Below are 26,984 nucleotides of genomic sequence, written 5' to 3' on the forward strand. Positions count from 1 at the left end.
GATGAACGTCCTAACCTACTGTGAGTTCAGAAAGGAAACTTAAGGGCTGATCTACATGATTCCGGCCATCCCGGACTCTCACCATCTCCGGGTCGCTATGAAGGCCTGAAGGAAACATGACTGTCCCTTTCAACCGTTTTTTCATCTGAATTTATGAACGTATTATATTCGACAAGCTAAGAAAATGTCAAGATAATCAGAGAATTTATTCCTTTTCCTCAAATACAGCGTCGACTTCATACTCAAGGAGATGATCCCAATCGTCATTTTTCAGAAGATCGAGCTGAGCCTCAATCAGCATTTGGAAACGTGTTCTGAACACTTTAGACTGTTTTTTCAGCTCTTCGATTTCCATGGCGATTTTTCTTGATTTTGATAACGATTCGTTGATAATGCGATCAGCATTTTTCTCCGCTTCCCGTACGATCAGCTTTGCCTCTTTTTGAGAATTGCGTTTTACGTCTTCAGCTGCTTCTTGGGCAACTAAAATCGATTTATTCAATGTTTCTTCAATATTGGCAAAGTGTCCGATTCTTTCATCTAGCTCATTGACTTTCGCTTCTAGTTCCGTTTTCTTACGGAGAACAATTTCATAATCTTTTCTGACTTGCGCTAGAAATTCATTTACTTCATCTTCATCATATCCGCGAAAACTTTTTGTAAACGTCTTGTTGTGAATATCATTTGGCGTTAATGGCATGATGCCACCTCCATTTTTACATTTCAGTACGGTTATCTAGTTCACATTATAAAACAAATTTCGCACAGATGGAGAAAAAAACTGAAAAACCGACTATTTTTGTCGTTCAAACGTAACTCTCCATTTGTCTTTTTTGGTTTTTCCTTCGATTTTGGATAAACTGCAGCGGCCAAAGCCTCTGATAGACAGCATGTCCCCTTCTGCCACTATGTAGGAAGGATCTTCAACTACCTTCCAGTTCACTTTTACGTGCCCGTTTTTCACAAGTGTCTGTGATTTCTGGCGGGATTGCCTGCTCATAGAGGCGCAGACAGCGTCAAGCCTTAAAGAAGAAACCGTGTCATCTCTTATTTCGACATCAATAGCCGGAATGTTAAGGTCTGACAAGCCAATTTTCTCAAGGCTGACCGTCGCTTTGCCTGCTTGAGTCAGCTGTGCGGCCACAAAATCAGCGGTATCGGCTGATACAATCAATTGCACAGCTGATTCAGAAAACACGATGTCACCGAATTTTTGCCGCTTTAATCCTATGCCCATTAATGCACCAAGCAGAGAACGGTGATCTACTGAGACAAACTTGTCAGCATAACGGACGTTAAACGCCTGCAGTTCAAAATCCGATTCTTCTGGAGTAATGTATTCTGGATACAGAATCGCCCGTTTCCGCTCCGCTCTGTCATAGCCGCCGGAAAAAGCAAGCCCGACGTCTGTCTGTCCCGTAACAGCAGTGAGGATGACCTGCTCTCGAGGGTCTAAAAAGTCGGTCAGCTTCATTCTGTACTGCTCCTGGACAATTCTTTTCCATTCGAGCGCCTGATCAATAAAGGCCCGCTCGTCTTTTCTGAAGTGCTGATAGATATCGCTCATCGTCTTTCCCTTCTATGTAAAGAGGCTTGGCTGCTGCCAAGCCCCTATCAAACTGTCACATTAAAACGCAATCATGCGATAAAGTCCCCACAAGCCGGTAGTCGCAAATCGAAGCACAAGGATTGCTACGATTGGTGAAATATCCAGCATTGCAATCGGAGGGATGATTTTTCTGAATGGTTCGAGATATGGTTCACAAATCGATGCTAAAAAACGCCCGACTGCTGTTTCCCTCGTACTCGGCACCCATGACATAAAAATGTATATGATCAGGGCAAATGAGTATATTGTGATTAATAAGCTTAAAACCGAAAAAACTTGATAAAGGATCATCTCGCTTTACCACCTCTGATGTTCGTCTTCAGATATGAGCTCAGAAATTGTGCCTGATACATCTACGTTATCAGGCGTGCAGAGAAAGATATCTGAGCCGATTCTTTGAATATCTCCGCCGATGGCATAGACGGTTCCGCTTAAAAAGTCAACAATCCGCTTCGCCTGGTCATGCTGTATCCGCTGAAGATTGACGACAACTGCCCGCCGGTTCTTCAAATGGTCGGCTATTTCCTGCGCCTCCGCATACACGCGCGGCTCACTCAACACCACTTTAGAGGATTTCTGAACACTTTGCAAGCTCACTACATTCTGTTTGCCCGCAGGTTTATTCCCGGTATAAGCCGGCTTTTCTTTTTGCTCATGCTCCTCATGCGATTCCCGCTCTGTCTCAATATATTCATATTCATATTCTTCATCTTCCATCGAGAAAAAGTTTTTCAGTTTATTTTTCATACTCATTGCTGTACACCCCCTGTTTCATTTCCGACTAACGATGAGCCGATTCTAATATAAGTAGCCCCTTCTTCAATTGCAATTTCAAAATCATTTGACATGCCCATCGACAGTTCAGTACACGGAGCGTTCGGCTGCTTCAGTTTCTGAACCTGGTCACGGAGTTCTCTCAGCGACCTGAAACAGCTTCTGATCTGATCTTGATCATCAGTCAGCGGAGCCATTGTCATCAGTCCGGCCACTTGGATATGTTCGAAACCGGAAAGCTCCTGTATGAATGGAATGACTTCTTCTTTTTTCATGCCGTGTTTAGAAGGCTCAAGAGAGGTATTGACCTGCACAAAGCATCGGACAGTACCTTCAGCCCGTTTTTCAATTTCTTTCGCTAATGAGAGCCGGTCTAGGGAATGGATATAAGAAACCGCATTGACGACAGATTTTGCTTTTCTTGATTGCAGACTGCCGATAAAATGCCATTCCGGATTCCCTTTCATCAATTCCTGTTTGCGGAGCAGTTCCGCATCCCGATTCTCTCCGAGGCAGGTGATGCCAGCATCTACTGCCTCCTGTGCTCTTTCAGGTGATACATATTTTGTGACTGCAATAACCGTAACTTCATCGGAGCTGCGGCCCGATCTGTTACATGCTTCGTTTATTCGTTCGTTTATATGTCGTAAATTATCAACAACACGCAAGATCTTTATGCCTCCTTCATTCCGATAAAGGACATCATCCGTCCAGTTTTCCCCTGATCGCGGCGGTGAGAATAGAAAAGAGACGGCTCGCTTTCCGTGCATAAACCGCTGACAGAAATCTGTTCATTTGCCAAACCGCTGTCTATCAGTATGAGGCGGTTCAGCTCTTTCAAATCAAGCTGATATTGTGCCATTGCCGTCTGATTAACGGCACGGTCTGCTGAAACCGGCAATGCGCGGACAGCATCCATGACACGGTCATCTACCGTATAGCATGCTCCGCTGATAGATGGGCCAATAACAGCCTGAATATCTGAAGGATTTGAACCTTCCTTCTCAGTCCATTGCTTCACCATTTCTCTGCCAATCTGTTTGACAGTGCCTTTCCACCCGGCATGGGCAACTCCGACAAGTGATTTAACCGGATCATAAAAGAAAAGAGGCACACAATCAGCAAAGCATAATGCTAAAAATACATTTTTTTCGTTGGTATAGAGCCCGTCCGTTGCTTTTAGCGCTGTGTGATACTCACGGGCGCCTTTTCCCCTATCCCTCTGCGTCACTTTCTGAACGCGATTATCATGTGTCTGATCAGCGAATACCCAAGACTGCAAATCAGTATTAAACATATCGGCAATATATTCACGATTTTTAACTACATCTGCATCTTTGTCATGAACGTGCAATCCTGTATTTAACGATTCAAAAGGCTTTTGGCTGACACCGCCGTTTTTCGTCGTAAATCCGGCAATGACTTCTTTGTTGTTTTGATTCGTTTGAGCCCAGTCTTGTATCATGAGTGTCGAGGGTGTGGTAAGACTAAATGGGTGATATGTATTCATGATGATCCAACCTTTCGACAAACATTTAAAAAAGCGGAATTTCCCACTTATTTTACCACATCTTTCTGCATTCGTTGAGCGCCGATTTGCATATTTCTAAATGAAATGTGCCGGAAGAAACGAGACTTCCGGCATTTGCCAATCCGCGGCAGAAAAGCAGGTTTATGCATGCGGTTCACTTAATCGGACCAAGATTACATCTTCCCCGATTTTTACTATATTTCGCCATGGAATGACCAATTCCTCTTCTTTTCCAAAAAATCCGAGAACTTTCCCATTTCCTCCTAGTATGATCGCCTGAATTTTACCAGTGGTCACATTGATATCAATATCACCAATACTCCCCAGCTTTTTTCCGTTTGAGACATTGACGACATCCTTCACCTGAAATTCTGAAATGCTGATCATTCCATCACGTCCTTTTTCCGTCCTTTTGTTCAAGTATATGAACGGGCAGGCTGAACCTTGTCAGCAAGAAGAAATTTTCATTTCATTGTTCTTTTTTCCGGCTGCACCAGCTCATGATAAAATCGAGGATAATTTTTGTATACTCTACTAGCTGCTCAATCGATACCTTCTCGTTCACGGAGTGTGCATTGTGCAGATCGCCAGGACCGTATATCACGCATGGAATACCGGCATCATACAGCCACCCACCATCTGTAACCGATTGAGAAACGTCAATAATTGGACTCTCCCGCTTCACTTTCTCATGAGAGGCAGTAAGCGCTAAGACGCCTGGGTGGCCAGGGTCAACTTCCAATGCCGGAAAAATTTCTCCTCTGTCTTCAATCATCGATGAGCCTCCCCACTTAAATACGGGGCGGTTTTCCCTAAGCCAAATATCACTGTCACTCAGCCGATTGACGTAATCTTCTATTTCCGCTGCCACTTGGTCATGGGTTTCATTCGGATAAAAATGGACTGTGATCCACAGCCGGCATTCGTCCGCTATAAAAGCCGCATGTCTGCCGCCTTCTATAACAGCCGGGTTAATTGTATTTGTTCCAGGTTTAAAGCCGGGATAACGTTTCATAATGGACCAGTGGCGCTCAAGTTCACCGAGCCCCGCAATGATTTTCGCCATTTTTTCAATTGCGCTTGCTCCGAATGTTCCTCCGCCTGCGTGAATCATATTTCGTCTCGTTCCATCATGAAATGTTTGACTGCTTTTGATTTCGATCCAGCCTGTAATGACACCGCCTTGGCCTTGAATATGCATATCGCTCGTATCCGCGACAATTGCAAAATCAGCGTGGTAGCCCCTCTTGCAGCATTCAAGCGTGCCAGCTTCTCCAACTTCCTCCCCGATAACCGATTGCAGAATCAGATCACCGGGAAGTTCAATGCCTGCTTCACGAATTAATTTGACAGCAAACAGTACACATGCCATTCCGCCCTTCATATCGGAAGCGCCTCGCCCGATTAAGAGACCGTTTTTTTCAATTGGATGAAATGGATCGTGCTCCCATTCCTCATCCTCTTTTACCTCTGCCACATCTACATGGCCATTGATGATCAGGCTATGATAATCTGCTGAACCTGTTCCCTTTAGCTGGCCTACAACATTGGGGTCTCCAGGGTACACATCCCATTTGTCGATCGAAAATCCTAATTCATTTAAAAATCCCGAAATCCATGACTGAATCCCCTCTGTATTTCTTGCAGGCGGAGCAGGTGTTTGATAAGAAATCAGCGTTTTTGCCAGCTGAATAAGCTCCTCCTTTTGTTCTTCCACTTTTTTGAGCAAAGAGTCTATTTGTTGATCCAATCTAATCCGCTCCTATTCTTCAAAAATAAAAAGCCGCTTCAAGTTATGAAACGGCTCAATAAAAACAAACAGAGTCCTATGCACTCTGTTTCTTCACCGCTTCCCTCCGCTGGCATGATCCAGATCAGGTCAAAAGGGTTGAGACAAAGTCTCTCTCAGCTTCGCAAAGCACCCCTAGGATGAATCTATGTGTTTGTCAGGCATTCGTTATCGGCTCAGCTCTTGTTAAAAACGGCCGATCTTGGTTCCATAATACATGGATTGGCGTATCAAAAAAAGCGGAAAGTATTTGATCAGTAAGCATTTCCTTTATTTCTCCGGCTCCAAAGACCTCTCCCTGCTTTAATAAAAGAGCTTTATCAAAGACAGGCAAAATTTCCTCAGCATGATGAGTCACATAAAGGATAGATGGTGCATTTTCTTTGTTTGCAAAGTATGTAATCGTATCTAACAACTTTTCCCGGGCAATAAAATCCAGCCCTGTGCCTGGTTCATCCAGTATCAGCAGCTCCGGATCGGCCATTAGTGCTCTTGCAATCAATGCTCTTTGTTTTTCCCCTTGAGAAAGGGTTTCATAGCGACGGTCGGCATATTCAATTGCTCCCAAGTCCTCTAACAAACCAATCGCTTTTTCCCTTATTTTCTTACTTGGTGTTTCATATAATCCAATCGAAGCGTAAGCTCCGCTCAAAGCAATTTCAAAGGCTGAATCTGCCGGGTACAATTTTTGCTGAAGAGCTGCTGAGACGAGGCCAATTTTACGTCTGAGTTTTTCCCCAAGCTCTGTTTTGCCAAATTCATGGCCAAGCACCTGCATCTCGCCTGATGTTGGAAAATAATAAGAGCAAAGCATATTTAACAGTGCTGTCTTCCCGGCGCCATTTAGGCCGTAAAGCACCCAATTTTCCTTTTCTTCCACCTTCCAATGAATATCCCTCAGTATCCATTTCCCATTCCGTTTTAATGAGACATTGTCAAGCTGCAAAATCATCGTGGTCCTCCTCTTGATTGCCTTTTTAATTGTTTTAATTTTCTTAAAACTTTGTACAAACTAGGATACCTTATTTTTTCCAAAACGTAAACCATCGGTAAACAATAGAAAAGCCTTTAAAACAAAATCGTTTTAAAGGCTTTTCATTATTGATGAATATTTTTATTCATTTGTTTGATAGCCGCTTTTTCAAGTCTGGACACCTGTGCTTGGGATATTCCGATTTCCTCGGCAACTTCCATTTGGGTTTTCCCTTGGAAGAATCGCTTTCTCAAAATCATTTTTTCCCTATCGTTCAGCCTTCTCATGCCCTCTTTTAAAGCCAGCTCTTCAATCCATTGTGTATCTGTATTGCGCTCATCACTGATTTGGTCCATCACATAAATCGGGTCTCCGCCGTCGTTATAGATCGGTTCAAATAGAGAAACCGGATCCTGAATGGCATCAAGCGCAAATACAATTTCCTCATGCGGTACTTCAAGAACTTTTGCGATGTCTTCTGCAGTCGGCTCCTTGCTTGTCTCACTGATTAACCGCTCTCTTACCTGAAGCGCCTTGTAAGCGATGTCCCGGAGTGATCTTGAAACACGGATCGGGTTATTATCGCGTAAATACCTGCGGATCTCTCCGATAATCATAGGTACAGCGTATGTTGAAAACTTAACATTGTGGCTTAGGTCAAAATTATCAATGGATTTCATTAGTCCGATGCAGCCGACTTGAAATAAGTCATCAACATACTCCCCTCTGTTATTAAATCGTTGAATGACACTTAAGACAAGACGCAAGTTCCCATTTACAAGCTTTTCTCTTGCTGAATCATCGCCTTCATCCTGCAGCTGCCTAAACAGCTTTCTCATCTCTTCATTCTTGAGTACTGGTAATTTGGAGGTATCCACCCCGCAGATTTCGACTTTATTTCTCGACACTTTTTTCCCTCCCTACAGGAGCTGCTGTACACCGTTAAGTATCTCCTTGGGTGGGAAAAATATGCACTGCACTCAGGCCGAAAAACTGTCGAAATCAGGAAATCCCTGTAAAATCAAGGGGTTCTACCCATAAAATTTTTTACACCATTTTGTTGAACTCTTTTCTCAATCTTTTTATAATTCGTTTCTCAAGCCGTGAAATATAGGATTGTGAAATCCCCATCATATCCGCTACATCCTTTTGGGTTTTTTCTTCTTCACCGACAAGCCCAAACCGCAGCTCCATAATTTGCTTTTCCCTCTCATTAAGCTGTTCAAGCGCTTTTTTCAAAAGCTTTTTATCTACGTTAGCTTCTATGTCTTTAGTAATGATGTCATCGTCTGTGCCGAGCACATCAGAAAGCAAAAGCTCATTGCCGTCCCAATCAATATTAAGCGGTTCATCAAAGGAAACCTCTGAACGGATTTTGTTGTTTCTCCTCAAATACATCAGAATTTCATTTTCTATACAGCGGGAGGCATAGGTCGCCAGCTTAATTTTCTTTTCTGGATTGAATGTATTCACAGCTTTGATCAATCCGATGGTACCGATGCTGATTAAATCCTCTATATTAATTCCCGTATTTTCAAATTTACGGGCGATATAAACGACCAGGCGCAAATTGCGTTCAATTAAAATGGCACGTGCCGCCTGATCGCCGTTTGGGAGCTTCATTAACAACACCTGCTCCTCATCTTTAGACAATGGAGGCGGCAGGGCTTCACTCCCACCTATGTAGTAGACTTCATCACTTTTCAGCCCAAGTTTCATCAGCAGCTTATACCAGAGGTGCGTCAACCGTAATTTTAGTTTTTTCATCTTCCTCTCCCTTCTAAATGTACCGCCGTTTGAGTATGATAAGTAACGGACATTTGTGAACTTTATGAAACGTGTTTGACAGCCTTGCCCGAAAGCATTTTCGGATGAATAATCGCATCAAACTCTCCATCTGCCGAAAGCTTTGTTGTGCTGATACCGATTAAGCATTTATCTGCACAAATCATTTCTTCTTTTGTCATAATCGTTACGTGATCCGGTTTAACGCATAATAAAAATTGATTTTGCTGACCAACTCCCCTGTATGGAATCAACCTCATTTTATCTAAAAAGCGAAATGAATCATCAAGCTGTTCGATGGCTTCCAGCGGGTCTGTGTTTCGAATGATCATCGTTTCGGCTGCTCCGAAAATCGGCTCCAATTTATCAACGTAAATGATCATAACCGGTGTTTTTGTAAGAGGATCGTACAGCTGATTGCCCGAATCAATCAGGCCTCTGACATGAAGTGTTTGGTTGCCCAAATCGGCCTGCACGCTGACTCGTTCCTCATATTGAATGTTTTTTGTTTCAATATCTTCGATTCTTCTTTTAGAAAAAAACCATAATGCTGGAAAGCCAGCAACAATAAACAACCAGCTGATCGGGTCTCCAAACCCTGTTTGATTGGTAATCATGACACCGTTTCGAACAATAGAATTTGACTGCAGCAAAGAATGAGCTCCGATAATTCCTCCCCCCATTAAAAAAGTGGCAAAATAAAAGGAAAACAAATTTTGAAAGAAAAAGCGAAATCTTTTAAAGCCAAATGTCACCAGTACAATCACAACTGAAAAAGCTAGCTTCCCAGCCGGATGATCAACAATCGGCGAAAAAGGAGTAAACATCAAAAGGACAATACTCGAACCGATGAACGCCCCGCCTATCAGTCTTCTTTTTTTTACATGACGTTTTAAAATAAATGCCGTGAGCAAAAGCAAAAGTGCATCAAAACAAAAGTTTAACAGCCAAATGACATCTAAATAGATTTTCACATCTGACTCCTTTCTTTCTTGCCTCACGCTGTTCCTCTTCTTGCTCCATAAGTATAAAGCAAGCTCTGTGGGAAAGTCTGTCAATTAATGTTGAGAGGAAAATACAATTTTTCAGGGAAATCTGCTTAATTTGTCGAGGAAGTGTAATGAGAGGATATAAAAAAAGCTGCCAGTGACGGCAGCTTTTTTTCCACTTAATTTTCTGTGTTGATATTAAGTTTTCCATTCGCAGTTTTTCTCGTTTCATTTCCATAATCATCTCGTACGATCACTTCTACTTTTGCTCCGGTTGCTTTAATAGAAGAAGTGGCTGTCCAATAGCCTTCATATCTCCCCGGAGAAATTTCTCTTAACGGGAGCTCGGTGGCGTTTTGCACACTCGCTCTTGCATTTGTCAGCGGCATACGAATGATAAACGTTGCATCCAAATCCTCAGCGCTTGAGAAAGCGATTTTCACAGATTCACCGGCTTTTAAGTTTTTATCCTCTCCCGGAATCAAGCCAGAAATGACAGGCTTGTCAAAGTTGACATCAATGACTGTCTTTTTCGTCGTTTTGTTGCCTGCAAGGTCTGTAGCAATCACCTTGATTTCATTTCTTCCATTATCCAAAAGAATACGGGCTGAGTATGAACCATCAGCTACTGTTGCTTTTTTGCCATTCACCTTGACGTCTTTCAGATTGTCATCGGATACAGCCCCTTTGACAGTCAGCGTTTCTTTATTTGTTTTCTCGCCATCCTTTGGATTGTCCAGTGTTAATTCAGGCTTTTCTTGATCAAGCGTAACCGTGATTGGGCGGGAGGCATCCGTTGCTCCGTTATCTGTTGATGCAGTTGCCGTCAGCTTATTTTCGCCCTTGCCGAGTGTGATGCCTGTCTGGAACGTGCCGTCCGCGGCAGTTTTTGTTTCTCCTGCTTCTTTCTCTTCATTATAAATGTGTACCATTGTACCAGGTGAAGCTTTTCCTTTTACAGTGACGTTCTCCTTATTTGTGTATGACTTGTCTGTCGGTGAAGTAATCTCAGGCACAGCAGCTTCGTAATCAACTAATGCGCGAATCATATAGTTGCCGTCTGCTTCGTCACCCGGCTCCCATTTTCCACCTATATACTGCCAGTTGCGGCCGGAATTCTTGCCGGTTTCATCCATTGCCAGTCCAGGTGAATACGGGTCAGGTTTCGACTGGATATATACGAGATAAAAGTCTTTATCGACCATAATCCCTTTTGAACTGAGATCTACCTTAGTCCACTCGCCATTGCGAAGAGCTTCAGCGTTAAACGGCCCGGCAATTTTCTTGCCCGGTGCTCCGTCTTTTCCTGTAGCATCGTATACCTCAACCTTAAACTCTGTACCGCCTGGATCTGGGAACTCTGTATCCCAGAATCTAAACAGTCCTCCTGTAAGCATGCCCTTGTCCTTGCCGTCAGCCAGCGTCATTTTTACCGCCCATCCGTTCCCGGCAGCAAAATAAGAATTGGCATTCTCGGCTGTCCCGTCATCATATGCAATTTCACCTGGATAACCAACGAAAGGCTTCAATGCAGTTTCTTTTGTAACATTACCTTTTAATTCAACGGAAAATTCATCGCTGTAATAACCCGGTGCAGCGACTTTAATCGTATAAGCGCCTTCATAGGCCTCGAGCGTATATTCACCTTTGTCGTTCGTCGTAGCCGGTTCAACCGCAGCATCCTCTACAACATAAATGGAAGCGCCTTTTACCGGCTCTTTTGTCGTTTTATTGATAACCATACCTTTTAATGTGCCCTTCTTCATTTCTTCTAACGTAAAATTAGCTTGTGTCGTCTGGTCCGCCTGCAAAGACACTTTTTGTGTTTTCGATTGATAACCGTATGCTTCTGCAATAAGCGTATAGTCTCCCGCTTTGTGCGTCAGCGTGTACCGCCCTGTGGATTGATCGGAATATGTTGATTTTCCTGTTTCCACTACACTGACTTGTGCCCTGAGCGGCAAAACTTGCGGCTGTATAGCTTTACTCTCGGTTTTTACAGCTGTATGTTGAGATGGCTTTGCTTTTTTCGGATTTACTGCCTTTTTCTTTTGTTTTCCAGACGGCTTTTCGACGCCCAGCTTATTCTTTTTGGCTGTTTTTCCGGCTGATTTGTCAGAAAGCGCTACATCATCAATGTACCAGCCCTCTTTGTTAATACTTTCATCTGATTGTAGGTTAAACATCACTTGAATGTTTTGGCCTTTATAAGCCGATAAATCAATTTCTTCATTCGTCCAGCTTGATGTCTTTCCATTATAAACACCGGCCTGCTCCCAATTCTTTTCTCCCTCAGGCAGAACAAAAACGTAGCCGTAATCAAAGTCATCCTCTAAATTGTGCCAGCTTTTAAATTGAAGAAACAGATTTCCTGAATCAGGCACTTTAACAGGAGGCATAACAAGGTTCATGTTTGCCGAGTTGGCATAATTCCCCGCCAGATTTGTTCCATATACTTTTTCTCCGGATGCTGCTGTATTTGGGCCAGTTGACGGAACGCCCCATTCCCAGTTATTATTTGTTCCGCTTGCAATCCAGCCGCCGGCTGCAGTTTCAAAATCCTGCTTATATCCCACCGTAATACTTGGTTTCACTGTTATATCATATATATCAGACGAAACCATATGTCCGCCAAAATCCTGAATGATCCACTTATAGCTTAGCTTAGTTCCTTTGATGTCTGGAATCTCTACCTGATACGTTCCTTTTAGATGATCACCACTGATTCGTTTAGCCGTTACTTCTGACCATTCACCTTGATCAAGCTTGTAGGACAGTTTTACAGATGTCACACTCACATTGTCTTCAGCTGTTATAGTCAGCGGCAGGCTGCCACCTTCATACGCTTCTGTCACTTTCTCATGCTGGAAGACAGGAGGCTCTTGATCATCCCCTTCTACAGAGACTTGTCCTTCTGCTTTGCCTAACCCATCTGTGACAGCGGATACAGCATCAAAAGCGTTCACCAAACCATGGCCATATCCGTTATTCGGAGAATCAGGGAATGTTGAATCTGTCAGCGGTTCAGCCGTGCTGGTTAATATATCCTCCATCTCATCGACAGAAAGTGAGGCATCCGCCTGTTTCAACAGTGCAGCAACAGCCGATACATGCGGCCCTGCCATTGATGTGCCGTCCCATCCGTCCTCATATGTCTGACCGGGAACGGATGAACGAATATTTACGCCCGGTGCAGAAATTTCCGGCTTTATTTCATCATATGGAGATGGCCCTTGAAGAGAAAAGTCAGCGAGCTTTTTATTGATATCAGTCGCTCCAGTTGCAAACGATTCCGGATAGTTTGCAGGGTTTGCGATAGATCCAGGCCCGCCAGGAATAAAGAGGTCTGTATTCCCCGCAGAAAACTCAGGGAAAATGTCGGCCGCACGCCAGGCATTGACCATGTCTCTATACCATTCATCAAGTCCTGATCCTCCGCCCCATGAGTTATTGACAACATCAGGAGCCATTTCCGGGTGAGGGTTGCCCTCTGCGTCCTTTGGTGCTAAAACCCATTCACCAGCATCCAAAATGTCAGCATCAGTGCCGCCATCTTCCGAGAACGCTTTAACAGCGATCCATTTTGCGCCAGGCGCTACACCAATTTGATTTGTTCCATCAGGTTCAGATCCCACCATCGTACCTGTCACATGGGTTCCGTGAGCCAAATCATCATAAGGGCTTGCCCCGTCTGCTACAGCATCATACCAGTTCATTTCATTTTCAGGCTCATCGGGATTTTCCGGGTTATATCCGCGATATTTCTCTTTTAATGCCGGATGGTTCCATTCCACACCGGTATCAATAGAGGCAACAACTGTACCAGTTCCATCGTATCCAAGCGCCCAGGCTTTTGGAGCATCGATTTGGTCGACATTCCATTCCACACCGTCAGTTGCTTTAACTGCTTTTTGCGCTTTTTTCATATTAAATGGGGAGGATGACTTAAAAAGCTGCCGTTTCTCATTAGGAAGCACTTTTTCCACTTCGGGAAACTGCGCCACTTTTTCCATAACCTCTTTTGAGGCATGAACAGCAATCCCGTTCACCACATAATAAGAATGAATCTGATCTGCATTTCCTTTATCTTTCTGGGTGTTCAAGTATGTTAGGACGTCTTGCTGGGATTCATCGGCTGTGACTTTTAAAGATGACACAACGGCAGAGCGCTTTTGATATTCCGTTTTAGCCGCAGACAGCTTCTTCGATTTCGCTTTTTTAACAGCCGCTTTTGCCGCTTTTTCTGTGTTAGCCTGATCTTTAAATTTAATCAGAAAAGTCGTTTTTTCTTTCTTTTTAAAGCTTTTCTTTAATGAACTCGAAATCTTGTTTTGAATGGATTCCGCAGATTGAAGCTCCTTTTTAACAGAAGGTGAGGTGACTTTACTGCTTGCCCCGGCTGCTCCCGGAAACAGCAGTGAACTAATGACAACCGTACTTAAAACAGAGCTGATGAGCCTGTTTTTCGTTTTTTTCCTCATTTTCATCCCCCTTTTTCAACATGCTTTGTAAAAAATATGTCGTCCCTCCTTTTAAAAATGAATGGTTTGTCAGAACATCGCTGTATGTTAACTGTAGACAATATGAATTACAGATATTGTCGTTTCATGTCAGCTAATTTCCATATATATGAAAATGATAAAATTGTCATGAAAATAAATAGGTCTATTCATCTATTTCATTACTAAATGAAGGAGGTAATAGGGAAAAAGGCTATATAAGAAGAAAGTTTGATGAGAAAAACAAAAAGGACAAAATCGAAAACGATTTTGTCCTTTACCTTAGCCGCGTTTATTACGGTTTCGTAAGAATGTCGGGATGTCAAGCGTATCATCAGCCGGCTGTGAAGTATGACGGCTTACTGTGTTCTGCTGCTGAGGCTCCTCACGTTTTGGCTCACGCTTTGGAACACTTTGATTGTGTGTTTTAATGCTTTGATTTAAGCCTGGGCGCTGAGGCTTCGTCACGTCCTTTTCTTGTTCAATAAAGCCAGTTGCAATCACTGTCACCACAATCTCATCTTTTAGATTTTCATTAATAACAGAACCGAAAATCATGTTTACGTCTTGATCAGACGCCGAAGCGACAATGTCTGCTGCTTCCTGAACTTCATATAGGCTGAGGTTTGTTCCCCCAGTGATGTTCATGAGAACGCCTTGCGCACCGTCAATGGCTGCTTCAAGAAGCGGGCTGGAAATGGCTTTTTTCGCTGCCTCTGCCGCACGGTTTTCCCCGGTAGCAATACCGATACCCATCAAAGCAGATCCTTTGTTTGACATGATCGTTTTCACATCAGCAAAGTCAAGGTTAATAAGACCAGGTGTAGCAATCAAGTCAGATATACCTTGGACCCCTTGGCGGAGTACGTTATCCGCTTCACGGAATGCTTCAAGCATCGGTGTGTTTTTATCAACAATTTCAAGGATACGGTCGTTCGGGATCACAATCAGTGTATCCACCGCTTCTTTCATTGCCGAGATTCCGCCTGCAGCCTGAAGCTGTCTTTTGCGTCCTTCGAAGGTAAACGGTCTTGTTACAACTCCAACTGTTAATGCGCCTAAGTCTTTCGCGATTTGTGCGATAACCGGTGCGGCACCTGTTCCTGTTCCGCCGCCCATACCAGCTGTCACGAATACCATGTCAGCTCCTTTTAACGCTTCTTCAATCTGCTCTTTGCTTTCTTCAGCGGCTTTTTTTCCGACTTCCGGATTCGCACCTGCTCCCAATCCTCTAGTCAGCTTTGCGCCGATTTGCATTTTCACTTCTGCTTTTGACAGGTTAAGAGCTTGAGCGTCCGTATTTACCGCGATGTACTCTACTCCTTGCACTTCATTTTCAATCATTCGGTTAACGGCGTTGTTACCGCCGCCTCCTACTCCGATTACTTTAATTGATGCTAAGCCGTCTATGTTTGTTTCGAACTCCAACATGCTAAATCCTCCTAATCTGCCGAATGACTATCTATCTATTCCCAAAACATGCTTAATAGTTTTTTCATTTTGCTCTGTTTATTATGTTCGGCTTGTGTTTTTTGTTTTCCTTTTGGCCGCTGCTGCACCTCATTTTGATGATGATGCTGCTCTTGTTCCTCAGATGATGAGACTGCGATTTCCTGTATCGCTTCTTCAGGCATCTTAAAGCCTATTTTTCTGCCTTGGATTCTTGCATTCCGGCAGGCGAATTGGATCAGGCCCACTCCCGTCATGTATTGAGGATCTCTTACACCGATATAATTCGGGCTTGCCACCCTGACGTTATTTTGCAGCACATCCTGTGCCAAAGACATGACACCCGGCATTGCCGCTTGTCCTCCTGTCAGCACGAAGCCTCCCGGCAGATCGGTAATTCCCATACTGCGAAGCTCTTCTGAAACAATTTCAAGAATTTCTTCTACTCTCGCTTCAATGATATTCGCTGCTTCTTGCTGTGTAAATGTTTGTTTTTGATTGGTGCCTATAACGGTTACCTCAAATACTTCATCCTCCGAGGCTTCGTCATAGTAGGCATGTCCAAATTGCTTTTTCACGCGTTCTGCTTCTTCTGTTGACGTTCTCAATCCGATGGAGATATCTTTGGTGATATTTTCGCCTCCGAGAGGAATGACACGGGTAGAAGTGAGATGTCCGTTCTGGAATACGGCAATGGTTGTTGACCCTCCCCCTATATCAATGAGAGCCACACCAAGGTTTTTCTCGTCCTTTGATAATGCAGCAGAACCGGCTGCCAGCGGCTGAAGACAAATATCAGTTATTTCAATACCAGCTCTTTCAACACAGCGGAGTAAATTATGTAAGATTGTTTTTGAACCGGTGATCAAGGTGCCCTCTACTTCTAAACGCACACCCAGCATTTTTTTCGGGTCGGTGATTTCATCTCTTCCATCTACGATAAACTGTTTAGGAATGACGTCGACAATCAGCTGTTCGTGCGGTACTGAAACAACCTGTGCCGCCTCCATGACACGGCGTACATCTTCAACCTGAATTTCTTTATTTTCACTGGAAACTGCTACAACGCCGTTTGTATCTTGAATATTGATATAATTTCCATTAACGCCGACAATAGCTTTTCTAAGCGGAAAACCTACCATTCTTTCAGCTTGGTCAAACGCTTTTCTTATAGAATGAACGGTCTCATCTATATCAACGATTGAGCCTTTTTTCAACCCTTCAGACGGTACATTTCCCACACCGATAATATTAAGGGAATCATCTGTCATTTCTCCGACGATCACTTTTGTATTGGACGTACCGATGTCAAGACTGACGTAAAGTTCATTGTTGTTCATTCTATGGCACCTCCTCACATTTCGATCATTTCTATTCTATTATTTGCGGAACAACAATACAATGAATGTGGCTTTACAAGTGTGTAACAAAAAATAACAACAGAATATTTTTATGTGCTATTCACATTTTATGTTTATTGAAAATATTCGTTATATCCTATGTATATCCTCTTTTATATCACATTTTTTTTATTTTTTTTAGAAAGAGTCCACTTTGTTAGTAGATTTCTTCTGATAACGGCTATATTCTGAAATAATCTGACTCCAAAAGCAAATATACCTGCTAAATACAAGTCTACACCAAGATGGACTCCCAGAAAAGCTAAACTTATTGCCAATATAATATTAAAAAAGAAACCGGAAACAAATACCATTTCATCATATGTACCTTGTAAATGCGCCCTGATTCCGCCGATTAATGTATCAAGTGCTGCAAGCACCGCAAGCGATAAATAGTTTGAGTATTCACTCGGTATCGTTAAGTTTGTCATCAGTCCAATCGCTATTCCGAGCACCAGTCCCAACACGGGCAGCCACATGACAATTCTCCTCCTTTTCAGTCTTTAAGCAGTTTCAGCTGTTGTACGTCTAATGGTCTGTCATATGCTTTTAATGTTAGTTTGCTTTCAGATTTACCGGCTTTTAATGCTAAATTTTCAGATGCAAAAAGATCCTCAAGGCCTGACCCCTTCACTCTGCTGTACAACATGTCCGGATCTTTGGCAAGCACTTTTACTGTTAAAGGATAATCGTCAAGAGCGTACCCGTCTATTTTTGTTGTGCCGTTGATATCTCTGATGACTGTATGATTCACAACTCTTCGCTCGTTAATTGAGATATGCTCTGCACCGAAGAAGTTGAGTTCATTCATCAGCTTTTTCAGCAAATCCGGAGGCGGATTTTCGATCGCCTCTCCTGTTAAGCTTTCAGAAAAAAGCGGGGAAATAGTGATGACAATTCCGCTACCTGTTATATCGGTCATGCCGGCTGTTTTTTTTAAGGTTTGCAAGGTATTATTGAGCGCGGTTTCTTTTGTCATTTCTTTCGTTTGCGAATAGCTATTCAGCAGTTTATCATATTTGTTTATTTCAGCCAGCAGCTTTTCCTGCTTCTTCTGCTCTGATGTCAGCTCTTCCCTAATGTCCCACATATCTCTTGTATCCCGGACTTGAGGGTGTTTTAATGAATTAAACTGAACAGAAATCATCAGGCCGAAGATGACCATAAGCACACTGATGCTTATGAAGGAACGCTTTATTTTCAATCTGTTTCACCCGCTTTTTCAGTCATTCCTTCGTTTTCAGAATCGGTTTCATTTGTACGTTTTTCTCTTTTTCTGCCGAAACAGAAATATGATCCAGTGACAGCTGATCGATCAGGCCTCCTGCGATATTTAACGAAGGCAGCAGGACATCCGGATCTCCAATAGCAGATATCGTAAACGGAGCGGGATGCTGCACCCCGTCTACCGTTACAACAGGACCATTGCACTTGATATAAGAATCATGCGTCAACCGCTGTCCATTTACGGCGACGGCAGCTGCTCCCGAGATATACAGTTCGTTTACCACTTGGAAGATATGGCTTTCGTGAACGATATAACTGTTCACATTCTCCCCTTCCGGTATGTATGACGCATCTTCCAATGTCACCTCAACGCCTTCTCCCTGCACGCCGACTTCCCCAATATACATCCTGTATTTTTCTGTATCTTCGAGGACGTTATAGTATTCCGTCTTCTCTTTCTTCAGCTTATTTTCCGCCTGGCGGACTTTGTTTTGCTTTTGATATAATTCTTTTTCAAGCTTCCTATTTTCTTTCTCTTGTTTCAGAAGTTCATCTCTCAGTGCATATTCTTTTTTCCACTCTTCCGTCTCAGCCGCGCTTTTGTTGTTTTCTTTTGTCATTTGAAAAGAAAATGAAATCAAAAAGCCTGCGATAAGCATAATCAAGGAAAGAAGGACTGCTGATTTGCCCCTCAATTTTCATCTTCCTTTTTGGCAGCTTTATCGTTCTTTCCGAACTCTTCAAAATAGGTGGCAACTTCTAAATGAATAATTCCTTTTTTATTGCTACTAAGCTGTGAAATGATAGAAGGATACGTCTTCATTCGGTCTGCAAAGGTTTTAATAGACGCGGTGACAACATAACCGTCGTTCATGTACAACTTAATACGGTTTTCATCCATTTTTACAGGCGTATAATAAATTTCTGAAATCGACTGTTTTAGCGAATTTGACAACTCATCAAGCTGCTTGGCCATTTGAGAGCGTTTCTTCGCATTTGTCCAATTCACCAAAATTGGCCCGGCATCATCCGGTGTTACTTCATTTGGCAGAACTGAGCCATTTTCAAGCACTTCATAGTACACATCGTCTTTTTCTAAATAAGCAATCGCTTTATATTCTTCGATTGCAATGTTGATTTTATTAGGAAGCGATTTGCTGATCTCCGCTTTTTTCACTAATTTATTTTGCTGAATCTTCTTTTCTGTTTTTTGCTTGTCCAAACTCCAAAACTCAGTATCTCCGCTGTTAATATCGGAAAGGTCGATAATTTCCTTTTTAGATACATTTTCATTCCCAGTAACAGAGATTGTTGATACTTTACTGATTGGCGTTTGCAGGTACACAATGACCAGCACCATAATAAAAAAGAGCATAATAAATGAAATGAGACGGCGGTTTGCCTTCTGTTTCCTCTGCTCTTTAATTTTAGGGATACGCTCTTCAATGTTAACGATTTTTTCTCGGTCTTGACCCGGGTTCATTGCCTGTTCACCTCATTCAAATGAAACAGCTGTTAAAAGTCTGTCTATTCCAAAACAAACGGCATGCTATGATGCCGTTTGTCGTTTGCTTACAGTATATCATATGAACAGCTTCAGTCAGAACTTGAATCAGCGATTTCCGCCGATGATTTCAACCTCTGTGTGCATATCAATCTCGTATTTTTCACGGATTGTCTTTTTCACATGGTCAATAAGATCAAGTACATCCTTTGCTGATGCTCCCCCCGCATTGACGATAAAGTTTCCATGCATCTCCGATATCTTTGCACCGCCGATTTGATGTCCTTTCAAGCCTGCTTTTTCAACAAGGTTCCCGGCATGATTCGGAAGCGGATTTCTAAAGATGCTTCCCGCACATGGGCTTGAATACGGCTGTGTATTTTTTCTATAGTCTTTATTGCTTTGCATTTGCTGAACGATTGATTCCTTATCCTTCTGCTCCAGCTTCAAAACAGCTTCAAGGCAAACGCCCGGGCGTTTCTTTTGCAATACAGATGTCCTGTAGCTGAAATCCATCTGTTCATTTGTCAACCACTCAATCGTACCGTCTTCAAATAATATGTGCGCTTTGACGAGGATCTCGCTCATATCAGAACCGTGAGCGCCGGCATTCATATAAACCGCGCCGCCGACTGATCCTGGAATGCCGGCAGCAAATTCCAAACCGGACAGGCCTTTTTTGCTCAATGATGTAGCAAGGCGGACCACTGAATAACCGCCTCCGACTGTTACTTGTTCCCCTTCAAGCTCCAAGTGGTCAAGACCCGCGCCCAGCTTAATCACTACGCCTCTTATTCCTTCGTCTAAAACAAGAAGATTTGATCCGCGTCCGATGACTGTCCACTTCACATCATATTTTTTAATCACGTCCATGATGTCTTTAACAGCATCTACACTGCTTGGAATGACCAATACATCCGCAGGTCCGCCGATTTTCATTGTTGTATGATTCGCGAGCGGTTCATTTGCAAGAACCTTGCCGACTTCGCGTTCTTTTAATTCCTGTATCACTTTCTCCATCGTAAACCTCCGCATTCCATTTGCTTTTCTATTATTTTTTCAATTCCTCGAGTACGCTGTATAGACGGGCAGCCGCGTCAGGAACACCGAGTGACTTTGTTCGTTCGCTCATTTCCTTTAACGTTTGCTCATTCAGTACAATCCGGTCTAGCGCTTCAATCAGCTTCTCCCCGCTGAGCTCTGTTTCTTTCAGTACAATCGCCGCATCATGCTGGCCGAGAGATCTCGCATTGACCTCCTGGTGGTTCGCTGTCACGTATGGACTCGGGATCAGAACACTTGGAATTCCAAGAGCAGTAATTTCGGCAATCGTAGTCGCACCGGCTCTGGCCACAATGACATCAATGGCCTTTAAATACTCCGGCATTTGATGAAGAAACGGCTTTGTGACCATATTATCAGCTGCACCCTTGCTTTTCAGCTCATTCATTACTTTTTCATAGTGAACTTCACCGGTGATATACAGCACTTGGTAGTCTCTTGTTTTTAACTCATCCTGCATCTCAATGACAGCGCGGTTAATCGGTGCTGCACCCCTGCTTCCGCCAAAGATTAAAACGGTTTTTTTCTCTTCAGAAAGCCCAAATTCAGCCATTGATCGGCCCGTCTTTATTGAGACGACTTCAGAAGCTCTCGGGTTTCCCGTAAATACAACTTTCTCACTAGGAAAATGTGATTTTGCTTCTTCAAAACAAATCGCTACCTTATTAACATATTTTGAAAGAAACTTATTTGTGATGCCCGGCAGGCTGTTTTGCTCATGGACAATAGTCGGAATTCCCATTTTCGCAGCGGCATAGACCACCGGCCCGCAAACATAACCGCCCGTTCCAATCACAGCATCGGGCTTAAATTCCGCTAAATACGATTTGCTCTTTTTGACGCCCTTTAGAAAACGCATCACAGTCTTGACGTTTTCAAATGACAGCTTTCTTTTAAATCCTGTAATTTCAATTGACCGAAACGGTATATTCTCCCGCTCAACAATTTTTTTCTCCAGCCCGTTTTCTGTCCCGATATATAAAAATTCCACATTAGGATGACGTCTTTGCACTTCTTTAATAAAAGCAAGCGCGGGATAAATATGTCCCCCTGTACCGCCTCCGCTTATTGCAATTCGCATATCTTTTCCCCCAGTCTAAGTTTCTCGATAACATAACGATAACCCTGTTTTGTTGGACAGGGTTATCGCATCAATTGTTTCCTAGCTTCCTGTTAGACAGGGCGCTAGGCAAAACATTCGTTAATACCTCGAGTAGCGGCTTACATTCAGCAGCACCCCGACTGCCATCAGCATCAGAGTCAATGAAGAGCCTCCGTAGCTCAGAAACGGGAGCGTGATGCCCGTTACCGGAATCAGGCCCGTGACTACGCCGATATTGATCATGACTTGAATAGCAATCATTGAAATAATACCGACTGCGACAAAGCTTCCGTACAGATCAGGCGCACCAAGCGCAATTCTGATTCCTCTCCAAAGCAGGACGCTGAAGAGGAGCAAAATAAGTGTTCCCCCGATAAAGCCCAGCTCCTCTGACAAGATGGCGAAAATAAAGTCTGTTTGCGGCTCAGGCAGATAAAAGAACTTCTGTCTGCTTTGTCCGAGTCCCATTCCGAACAATCCGCCAGGCCCCACTGCATAAAGCGATTGAATGATCTGAAATCCGCTTCCGAGCGGATCTTCCCATGGATTTAAGTATGAGGTAATCCGCTTAATCCGATATGGAGCCGATAGGACGAGCCCGACAAATCCGCTGAGGCCGATCAGCCCGAGAAAGACGAAATGGGCGATCCGCGCGCCGGCTACAAAAATCATGACAATACAAGTTCCGACCATTACTGTCCCCGTTCCGAGGTCAGGCTGGCACATAATAATCAAAAATGCTGAAAACACGATGCCAAGTGCAGGGATGAACCCCCGTCTGAACGATGTGATGTTTTTTTGTTTTTCAGAGAGAAATTTAGCAAGGAATGCAATCATCGCAAGCTTCATAAACTCTGAAGGCTGTATGCTGAATGCTCCAACTCCGATCCAGCTTCTTGAACCGTTCCGCACCATTCCGACGCCCGGTATCAAAACAAGCACCAGAAGGAAAAAGCAGATAACCATCAGCAATTTGGACCATGTCCTCCAAGTCCAATAATCGACATTCATGATAAAAAACATAGCTATGACGCCGATTCCCGCAAACAAAAGCTGCCGTTTCGCGAAAAAGAATGAGTCGTCAAATTTATAATCCGCCCATACCGCACTCGCACTGTACACCATAATTAATCCGATTGTTAATAATAATAACGTAATGATGACCAATAACAAATCAGGCGATGTTTTTTTAGTAGTCAAAGCAATCGACACCCCAAGCTTAAAGTCATTAGGGCTGCCGATTTACTTCAAGACAAGCCCTTACTTAAGCATATGCACGGCATCTATAAACATGTCACCGCGTTCTTCAAATGTTTTGAATTGGTCCCAGCTCGCACACGCGGGTGACAGCAGGATGACATCTCCTTCATTTGAGATCGCAAACGCCGCAGATACTGCTTGTTCAACATTATCGACACGTTTGACATGTTGTATTCCCAGCTCATTGCCGAGTTTCTCAAGTTTTGGCGCCGTCTGGCCAAAAGTAAGCACTGCTTTGACATGTTTCATATAAGGTTTCAAGTCATCAAAACCATTTCCTCGATCCAGTCCGCCCGCAAGCAAAATGACCGGCTTATCGAAAGCTGAAAGCGCCTTGCTTGTCGCCAAAATGTTTGTTGCTTTACTGTCGTTATAAAATTTGCGGCCATTCACTGTCGTCACATATTGGAGGCGGTGCTTCACGCCAGTAAAGCTTGTCAGCACTTTTTTAACCGCCTCATTGGACGCACCTGCCGTTTTCACAACTGCAATCGCTGCTAAAATGTTCTCCAGGTTATGAGCGCCGGGCAGGACAACCTCTTCCAGAGGAAGAATGGCTTCGCCGTTAAACATAATCATACTGTCTTTTACGTAAGCACCCTGTTCAAGCGTTTTGCTGGCTGAAAATGGGATCATTTCAGCTTTTCCAGCTTCAGCAAGACGCACAACCGTGTCATCATCTTGGTTGACAATGGCTTTATCTGAGGCAGTCTGATGAAGATACACTTTCTGTTTCGCTTTTTCATAGTTTTCCCGTGTATGGTGATAATCCAAATGGGCGTCAAATACATTTAAAATCAGGCTGATTTCCGGTCTGAAAGCGTGTGTTCCCATCAGCTGGAACGAAGACAGTTCAGTAACGATCCATTCGTCCCCATCAGCATGATAGGCAACCTCACTTGCGACTGTGCCGATGTTTCCGGCAATCAGTGCTTTTTGCGAGTCAGCTTTGAGCATTTCGTAAATCAGCGTTGTCGTGGTTGTTTTACCGTTCGATCCGGTAATTCCGATAAACTTGGCGTTTGTCAGGTAGTAAGCGAGCTCAATTTCCGTCCAAACCGGAATGCCTCTTTTCTCCGCTTCCTGAACCATAATGTTTTCATAAGGAATTCCCGGGTTTTTGATCAGAATCGTGATTTGATGCTGATCGAACAGAGAAACTGGATGCTCTCCGCAAACCACTTCGATTCCTTTTTCAGAGAGCTTTTGTGCCGGTTCGTTTTCTTCAAAAGGCTTTTGGTCATTGACTGCAACATAACTGCCTTTTTCATGAAGAATGGAGGCCGCCGCATACCCGCTTTTCGCAAGCCCAAGGATTAAAAAATGCTGATTCTGTAAAAATTGATCATTTTCCACTTATAACCACACCTCGATGTAAATTCCTAAAACGGCAAGCAACAGTCCCGCAGCCCAAAACGTCACGACTACTCTCCATTCAGACCAGCCGACAAGCTCGTAATGGTGATGAAGCGGACTCATTTTGAAAATTCGTTTACCTGTCGTTTTAAAGCTGATGACCTGCAGAATAACAGATAATGTCTCAATAACGAATACACCGCCGATGATAACCAGCAGGATCTCTAATTTCGTTAAAATGGCAATGGTAACGATGGCTCCTCCCAATGCAAGCGATCCCGTATCTCCCATAAACACTTTGGCCGGATGAGCATTAAATACAAGGAAGCCCAGAACTGCGCCGACAACGGCCACTGAGAAAATCGCTACGTCATATTGAGACTGATTCCATGCCAGAATGGCAAAGGCGCCAAAGGCAATCGCCGCAGTACCGGATAATAAGCCGTCAAGGCCGTCAGTCAGGTTAACTGCATTTGATCCGCCGACAAGCATAAAGAGCACCAGAATAAAGTAAGCCCAGCCTAGATCAAATGATAAGTCAGTTCCAGGAACGCGAATATCTGTCGCAAAATTGTAGTAATGGTACACCGCATAAAATACAACTGCAATAATAATTTGGCCGATCAGCTTTTGCTTTGATGTCAATCCAAGGTTGCGCTTCATGACAACCTTGATGTAATCATCTAAAAAGCCAAGCAATCCATAGCCGAGCGTAACAAACAGAAGCAGCACCATTTCGGGGCTTATTTCTGAAAACTTCTGTGTCATCACAATAGTTGTCACTATGATAGAAAGTATAATCATGACCCCGCCCATTGTCGGTGTCCCTGATTTTTTCTGATGTGATTTCGGTCCTTCTTCTCTAATACTTTGGCCGAATTTTAATCTTCTTAAAAACGGAATAAGAATCGGAGAGAGCAGAACACTAATTAAAAAACCCATTAAAATTGTAAACAGAATGACTTGCTCAAGCATTGTCCTTTTCTCCTCCTGTTTCTTTCAAACGACATACGTAGTTATCATATTCATGATTTTTTCCCATATGAAAAATCTTTTCAAGCTCCATTATTCAATAACATCTCTTTCCTATGAATTCGTCTTATTCTTATTGAGTTCAACAATGGCTCTCGCCGCTACTTCAGCATCATCAAAATCGAAGGTTTCATTTCCGATCTGCTGATAGGTTTCATGTCCTTTTCCTGCAATGAGGACAACGTCGCCTTTTTTGGCATTGGCAATCGCGAAAAAGATCGCCTGTTCGCGGTTTGCAATACTGTGATAGTATGCGTTCTCTACTCCGGCTTCCATATCTCTTAAAATCGCGCGAGGGTCTTCGCTTCTCGGGTTATCTGAAGTAAAAATTGGCTCGTCAGCCAGCTCCACAGCAATTTTAGCCATTTTCGGGCGTTTCGTCTTATCTCTGTCTCCACCGCAGCCGACAACGACAAATAGCTTTCCTTCTGTCATGTCTCTGCAGGTCTGCAGCACATTTTCAAGGCTGTCCGGTGTGTGCGCGTAGTCTACAATGACTGGAAACTCCTGCTGCTGATTGACCAATTCAAAACGTCCTCTTACACCACGCAATTCTTCAACAGCCTCAGTGATGATTTCAAATGGTATGCCTGCTGCAATACATGTCGCAACAGCGGCCAGCACGTTATACACATTAAATTGTCCGACGAGAGACATCGTGATGTGCTTCGTGCCTTTGTTTGTCACGAGATCAAAGCTTGTGCCCTGTGCAGTGATATTGATGTTCTTCGCCATCACGTCAGCATTGTTTTTAATTCCGTATGTAGAGATATGCGCTGCTGTTACCTTTTCAAAATAAGCGCTCGCCTCATCGTCAGCATTCAGTACGGCACGCTTTGGATGTTCATGGTTGAAAGCCCCGCCAAGTTGGGAAAAGAGCAGGCTTTTTGCATGCCGGTACTCATCCATCGTTTTATGATAGTCCAGATGGTCCTGTGTTAAATTCGTAAACACGGCAATATCATAATCACAGCCATGGACGCGTCCTAAAGACAAGGCGTGGGAAGAAACCTCCATGATAGCAGTGTCGACGTGCTTGTCATTCATTTTCTTAAACGTTTTCTGCAGCGTGACGCTTTCCGGAGTCGTGTTTTTCACTGGAAGTGTTTCGTCTCCGATTTTCATGTACATTGTACCGATCAAGCCTGTGCGTTTTCCCGCTTTTTTCAAGATCTCATCGACCATATGGGTCGTTGATGTTTTGCCGTTTGTCCCCGTTATCCCAATCAGCTGAAGCTTCTTCGTCGGCTGTCCGTAAAACGCATCAGACAAAACGCTGAGCGCGCGAAGTGACTGCCGGACAATAATAACAGGAACATCCACATCGACCTCTCGTTCTGCCACAATAGCCGCTGCGCCGTTTTCTACTGCTTTTTGCGCAAAATCGTGGCCATCCACCGTATACCCTTTCACACATACAAAAAGACTCCCTTTCTTTACTTCTCTGGAGTCCATCTCAATTGAAGTTATTTCAGGGTCTTGTGAGTCGTTTACAGAAGGTTCGGTTGTTAAGTATGTAAGCAGCTTTGTAAGTTTCATCGTATCAAACCTCTCAACATTCTAATTCGTTCTTTTTATCATTGAAGTCACATCAAAGGATGTGGTAATGATTTTAAGCATACAGTTCATATTTTAGCGTAAAT

25 protein-coding genes, 1 riboswitch and 1 other annotated feature (1 of these 27 running past the window's edge) are annotated in these 26,984 nt (G+C 43.4%); all 25 genes read right to left on the bottom strand.

Annotated elements, in window-relative coordinates; all coding sequences use genetic code 11:
* Positions 1–143: a binding site (T-box leader), on the bottom strand; it reaches 84 nt to the left of the window's first position.
* A 62-nt stretch (positions 144–205) separates the two neighbouring features.
* Positions 206–700, bottom strand: coding sequence for a septum site-determining protein DivIVA (divIVA, locus tag QA442_RS14180; protein ID WP_003221468.1), 495 nt, complete (start codon positions 698–700; stop codon positions 206–208).
* Between the two features lie 93 nt (positions 701–793).
* On the bottom strand, positions 794–1,567 hold the full coding sequence (locus tag QA442_RS14185) for a YlmH family RNA-binding protein (protein ID WP_095431268.1): 774 nt from the start codon (positions 1,565–1,567) through the stop codon (positions 794–796).
* 60 nt (positions 1,568–1,627) lie between these two features.
* Positions 1,628–1,900 (bottom strand): YggT family protein, encoded by a 273-nt coding sequence (locus QA442_RS14190; RefSeq protein WP_003221463.1) that lies wholly within the window; start codon positions 1,898–1,900, stop codon positions 1,628–1,630.
* A 6-nt stretch (positions 1,901–1,906) separates the two neighbouring features.
* On the bottom strand, positions 1,907–2,362 hold the full coding sequence (sepF, locus tag QA442_RS14195; RefSeq protein ID WP_014476753.1) for a cell division protein SepF: 456 nt from the start codon (positions 2,360–2,362) through the stop codon (positions 1,907–1,909).
* Complete coding sequence (locus QA442_RS14200) at positions 2,359–3,051, bottom strand: YggS family pyridoxal phosphate-dependent enzyme (RefSeq protein WP_014663902.1); 693 nt, start codon at positions 3,049–3,051, stop codon at positions 2,359–2,361. The genes sepF and QA442_RS14200 overlap by 4 nt, the downstream gene beginning before the upstream one ends.
* A 5-nt stretch (positions 3,052–3,056) precedes the next feature.
* Positions 3,057–3,893 (bottom strand): peptidoglycan editing factor PgeF, encoded by an 837-nt coding sequence (gene pgeF, locus QA442_RS14205; protein ID WP_095431267.1) that lies wholly within the window; start codon positions 3,891–3,893, stop codon positions 3,057–3,059.
* Between the two features lie 162 nt (positions 3,894–4,055).
* Entirely contained in the window at positions 4,056–4,301 is a 246-nt protein-coding gene (locus QA442_RS14210) for a YlmC/YmxH family sporulation protein (protein ID WP_003232153.1), read from the bottom strand.
* Between the two features lie 82 nt (positions 4,302–4,383).
* Entirely contained in the window at positions 4,384–5,664 is a 1,281-nt protein-coding gene (ylmB, locus tag QA442_RS14215) for an N-formyl-4-amino-5-aminomethyl-2-methylpyrimidine deformylase (RefSeq protein ID WP_095431266.1), read from the bottom strand.
* An 84-nt stretch (positions 5,665–5,748) separates the two neighbouring features.
* Positions 5,749–5,850, bottom strand: a riboswitch (TPP riboswitch).
* Between the two features lie 10 nt (positions 5,851–5,860).
* Positions 5,861–6,655, bottom strand: a complete 795-nt coding sequence (locus QA442_RS14220; protein ID WP_279473274.1) for an ABC transporter ATP-binding protein — start codon at positions 6,653–6,655, stop codon at positions 5,861–5,863.
* 146 nt (positions 6,656–6,801) lie between these two features.
* Complete coding sequence (gene sigG / locus QA442_RS14225) at positions 6,802–7,584, bottom strand: RNA polymerase sporulation sigma factor SigG (RefSeq protein ID WP_014663896.1); 783 nt, start codon at positions 7,582–7,584, stop codon at positions 6,802–6,804.
* 139 nt (positions 7,585–7,723) lie between these two features.
* Entirely contained in the window at positions 7,724–8,443 is a 720-nt protein-coding gene (gene sigE / locus QA442_RS14230) for an RNA polymerase sporulation sigma factor SigE (protein WP_003221446.1), read from the bottom strand.
* A 62-nt stretch (positions 8,444–8,505) separates the two neighbouring features.
* Positions 8,506–9,435: a sigma-E processing peptidase SpoIIGA gene (spoIIGA, locus tag QA442_RS14235; RefSeq protein ID WP_040083797.1), complete on the bottom strand. Its 930-nt coding sequence runs from the start codon at positions 9,433–9,435 to the stop codon at positions 8,506–8,508.
* A gap of 194 nt (positions 9,436–9,629) precedes the next feature.
* Positions 9,630–13,931 (bottom strand): bacillopeptidase F, encoded by a 4,302-nt coding sequence (locus QA442_RS14240; protein ID WP_095431264.1) that lies wholly within the window; start codon positions 13,929–13,931, stop codon positions 9,630–9,632.
* Positions 13,932–14,231: 300 nt separating this feature from the next.
* Positions 14,232–15,380: a cell division protein FtsZ gene (gene ftsZ, locus QA442_RS14245; RefSeq protein ID WP_014663893.1), complete on the bottom strand. Its 1,149-nt coding sequence runs from the start codon at positions 15,378–15,380 to the stop codon at positions 14,232–14,234.
* Positions 15,381–15,415: 35 nt separating this feature from the next.
* Complete coding sequence (ftsA, locus tag QA442_RS14250; protein WP_003238682.1) at positions 15,416–16,738, bottom strand: cell division protein FtsA; 1,323 nt, start codon at positions 16,736–16,738, stop codon at positions 15,416–15,418.
* A gap of 173 nt (positions 16,739–16,911) precedes the next feature.
* Positions 16,912–17,277 carry a small basic family protein gene (locus QA442_RS14255; protein WP_003238683.1) on the bottom strand — a complete coding sequence of 122 codons (366 nt, stop codon included), beginning with the start codon at positions 17,275–17,277 and terminating at the stop codon, positions 16,912–16,914.
* Positions 17,278–17,294: 17 nt separating this feature from the next.
* Positions 17,295–18,002 (bottom strand): DUF881 domain-containing protein, encoded by a 708-nt coding sequence (locus tag QA442_RS14260; protein WP_041521328.1) that lies wholly within the window; start codon positions 18,000–18,002, stop codon positions 17,295–17,297.
* A 22-nt stretch (positions 18,003–18,024) separates the two neighbouring features.
* A complete protein-coding gene (locus tag QA442_RS14265) occupies positions 18,025–18,720 on the bottom strand; it encodes a DUF881 domain-containing protein (RefSeq protein WP_014663891.1) in 696 nt (231 codons plus the stop codon).
* Positions 18,717–19,508 carry a cell division protein DivIB gene (divIB, locus tag QA442_RS14270; protein WP_014663890.1) on the bottom strand — a complete coding sequence of 264 codons (792 nt, stop codon included), beginning with the start codon at positions 19,506–19,508 and terminating at the stop codon, positions 18,717–18,719. The genes QA442_RS14265 and divIB overlap by 4 nt, the downstream gene beginning before the upstream one ends.
* Before the next feature lie 129 nt (positions 19,509–19,637).
* Complete coding sequence (murB, locus tag QA442_RS14275) at positions 19,638–20,549, bottom strand: UDP-N-acetylmuramate dehydrogenase (protein ID WP_095431263.1); 912 nt, start codon at positions 20,547–20,549, stop codon at positions 19,638–19,640.
* 31 nt (positions 20,550–20,580) lie between these two features.
* A complete protein-coding gene (gene murG, locus QA442_RS14280) occupies positions 20,581–21,672 on the bottom strand; it encodes an undecaprenyldiphospho-muramoylpentapeptide beta-N-acetylglucosaminyltransferase (protein ID WP_040083217.1) in 1,092 nt (363 codons plus the stop codon).
* 120 nt (positions 21,673–21,792) lie between these two features.
* Positions 21,793–22,893 (bottom strand): stage V sporulation protein E, encoded by a 1,101-nt coding sequence (spoVE, locus tag QA442_RS14285; protein WP_014663887.1) that lies wholly within the window; start codon positions 22,891–22,893, stop codon positions 21,793–21,795.
* 60 nt (positions 22,894–22,953) lie between these two features.
* Entirely contained in the window at positions 22,954–24,309 is a 1,356-nt protein-coding gene (gene murD / locus QA442_RS14290; protein WP_040083218.1) for a UDP-N-acetylmuramoyl-L-alanine--D-glutamate ligase, read from the bottom strand.
* Complete coding sequence (mraY, locus tag QA442_RS14295) at positions 24,310–25,284, bottom strand: phospho-N-acetylmuramoyl-pentapeptide-transferase (RefSeq protein WP_003238695.1); 975 nt, start codon at positions 25,282–25,284, stop codon at positions 24,310–24,312.
* 111 nt (positions 25,285–25,395) lie between these two features.
* Positions 25,396–26,880, bottom strand: a complete 1,485-nt coding sequence (locus QA442_RS14300; protein ID WP_069838802.1) for a UDP-N-acetylmuramoyl-L-alanyl-D-glutamate--2,6-diaminopimelate ligase — start codon at positions 26,878–26,880, stop codon at positions 25,396–25,398.
* Between the last annotated feature and the right edge of the window lie 104 nt (positions 26,881–26,984).

Source organism: Bacillus stercoris, from assembly GCF_029772985.1.
GTDB classification, from domain to species: Bacteria; Bacillota; Bacilli; order Bacillales; family Bacillaceae; genus Bacillus; species Bacillus stercoris.

Coding starts and splice junctions, on each gene's coding strand:
- divIVA (WP_003221468.1), bottom strand. CDS start 700: ATGCCATTAACGCCAAATGATATTCACAACAAGACGTTTACAAAAAGT.
- QA442_RS14185 (WP_095431268.1), bottom strand. CDS start 1,567: ATGAGCGATATCTATCAGCACTTCAGAAAAGACGAGCGGGCCTTTATT.
- QA442_RS14190 (WP_003221463.1), bottom strand. CDS start 1,900: ATGATCCTTTATCAAGTTTTTTCGGTTTTAAGCTTATTAATCACAATA.
- sepF (WP_014476753.1), bottom strand. CDS start 2,362: ATGAGTATGAAAAATAAACTGAAAAACTTTTTCTCGATGGAAGATGAA.
- pgeF (WP_095431267.1), bottom strand. CDS start 3,893: ATGAATACATATCACCCATTTAGTCTTACCACACCCTCGACACTCATG.
- QA442_RS14210 (WP_003232153.1), bottom strand. CDS start 4,301: ATGATCAGCATTTCAGAATTTCAGGTGAAGGATGTCGTCAATGTCTCA.
- QA442_RS14220 (WP_279473274.1), bottom strand. CDS start 6,655: ATGATTTTGCAGCTTGACAATGTCTCATTAAAACGGAATGGGAAATGG.
- sigE (WP_003221446.1), bottom strand. CDS start 8,443: ATGAAAAAACTAAAATTACGGTTGACGCACCTCTGGTATAAGCTGCTG.
- QA442_RS14240 (WP_095431264.1), bottom strand. CDS start 13,931: ATGAGGAAAAAAACGAAAAACAGGCTCATCAGCTCTGTTTTAAGTACG.
- ftsZ (WP_014663893.1), bottom strand. CDS start 15,380: ATGTTGGAGTTCGAAACAAACATAGACGGCTTAGCATCAATTAAAGTA.
- ftsA (WP_003238682.1), bottom strand. CDS start 16,738: ATGAACAACAATGAACTTTACGTCAGTCTTGACATCGGTACGTCCAAT.
- QA442_RS14255 (WP_003238683.1), bottom strand. CDS start 17,277: ATGTGGCTGCCCGTGTTGGGACTGGTGCTCGGAATAGCGATTGGACTG.
- divIB (WP_014663890.1), bottom strand. CDS start 19,508: ATGAACCCGGGTCAAGACCGAGAAAAAATCGTTAACATTGAAGAGCGT.
- murB (WP_095431263.1), bottom strand. CDS start 20,549: ATGGAGAAAGTGATACAGGAATTAAAAGAACGCGAAGTCGGCAAGGTT.
- murG (WP_040083217.1), bottom strand. CDS start 21,672: ATGCGAATTGCAATAAGCGGAGGCGGTACAGGGGGACATATTTATCCC.
- mraY (WP_003238695.1), bottom strand. CDS start 25,284: ATGCTTGAGCAAGTCATTCTGTTTACAATTTTAATGGGTTTTTTAATT.
- QA442_RS14300 (WP_069838802.1), bottom strand. CDS start 26,880: ATGAAACTTACAAAGCTGCTTACATACTTAACAACCGAACCTTCTGTA.